This window comes from Allobosea sp. P4_E12 (genome assembly GCF_056401655.1).
Genome location: NZ_JBFUIY010000125.1, coordinates 1 through 1510, shown reverse-complemented (window position 1 = coordinate 1510; position 1510 = coordinate 1). Strand labels below are relative to the sequence as shown.

At 72.8% G+C, this 1510-nt stretch carries 1 protein-coding gene and 1 pseudogene; both read right to left on the bottom strand.

What is annotated here, in order from left to right:
* Nucleotides 1-827 (bottom strand): annotated as a pseudogene (locus AC1DW9_RS36610) (hypothetical protein); the annotation flags it as partial.
* Nucleotides 824-1510 (bottom strand): ATP-binding cassette domain-containing protein (locus tag AC1DW9_RS36605; RefSeq protein WP_476855412.1); only part of this gene is annotated, 687 nt, incomplete at its 5' end. The gene AC1DW9_RS36605 and the pseudogene AC1DW9_RS36610, both read right to left, overlap by 4 nt.

Here is a 1510-nt window from a genome sequence, read left to right as displayed (position 1 = left end):
GTGCCGCTGGAGGCGGTGAGATTGCGGATCGCCAGCACATCGCCATCAGGATCCAGCGCCCCTGCGAGCAGTCCGATCGCGGTGATCAGCAACGTCTCGCAGCGCCCGATGCTGCGCAGGCTGACCACACCGGCAAGCAGCGGGGCGCGGTTGCTGCGCGGGCTCCCGGGGCCACCGGGACCGCCGGGATTCTCGCCACCGGGTCCGCCAGGGTTCTCGCCGCCCGGGCCGGAATGGCTGCCCGGGCCGGGGTGGTGGCCGCCCGAGCCGCCGCCGGCCGAAGCGATCCCCTCGAAATCATGGCCACTGGCGCCGGCACTGCCGGAGAGGCCGCCGCCATGGCYGAGCGTCAGGTTGTCGTTGCTGGCCGGATCGCCGAAGACATCCTCGAGCTTGGCCGGCGAGAAGCGGCGCAGCGGCAGYTGCTCATAGTCGATCGGCGGGGAATCGATGCCGAGGAAGGCGGCAAGCCCGSCCGTGCCGACRGCCTGGCCGCCGGAGCCGAKCGCCTGGTCGGGCTCGGGYTCCTTCTTGATCGCGCCGGTCTCGTCCTCGGCCTCCTTGTCSGCCTCCTCGGCCTGCGCCTGCYTCGRSGSGCCTCCCCCAGCCGCATCCTCGCCCGGGGGCTCGGTGGGCGGACCGAGATCGGACTTGGCGTGGCTGGGGAAGAGGCTCTTGACGTAGATCGCGACCGCGGTSAGCGCGAGCACGACCAGCGCCGGCCAGCGCGACGACGGCGCCGCGTCCTCGTCGGTGATCTTGCGGTAGCTCTGCTCCGCGGASGGCGCGCCCGGCGCCGGGGCCTTGAGGGTYYTGATCTCGATCATGCCGACACCCGTTCRTGCGCAGGCTTGAAGGGAGCTGCGATRGGACTGGCCTGCGGCATCCGCAGCGGTGCTGCCGGCGTGCTGGCCGGGGCGACCTGCGTCGTCGCCGGGGTCAGGATCTCGTTGCGCGGCCCGAAGGCGGCGAGCTTGCCGTTCTGGATGACGCCGACGAAGTCGACGGCGGCGAGCGCGCTCGGCCGGTGCGCCACGATGATCGCGATGCCGCCGCGCTCCTTGACCGTCTCGATCGCCGCCTTGAGCGCGCTCTCGCCCTCGCCGTCGAGATTCGAGTTCGGCTCGTCCATGACGACCAGGAAGGGGTTGCCGTAGAGCGCCCGCGCCAGGCCGATGCGCTGGCGCTGGCCGGCCGAGAGCGCCGCGCCTTGCGGCCCGAGCTGGGTCTGGTAGCCATCGGCCAGCCGCACGACCATCTCGTGGATGCCGGCCGCCTTCGCCGCCGCCACGACCCCGGCGGCGTCGCTCTCAGCCGAGAGCCGCGAGATGTTCTCCTCGACGCTGGCATCGAGCAGGCTGACCTCCTGCGGGAGATAGCCGATGAAGCGCCCGAGGCTGGCCTCCGGCCATTGCGCCAGCTCGGCGCCGTCGAGCCGGACCGAGCCGCGCAGGCACGGCCAGATCCCGGTCAGGGCCCGCACCAGCGTCGTCTTGCCGCCGCCGCTCGG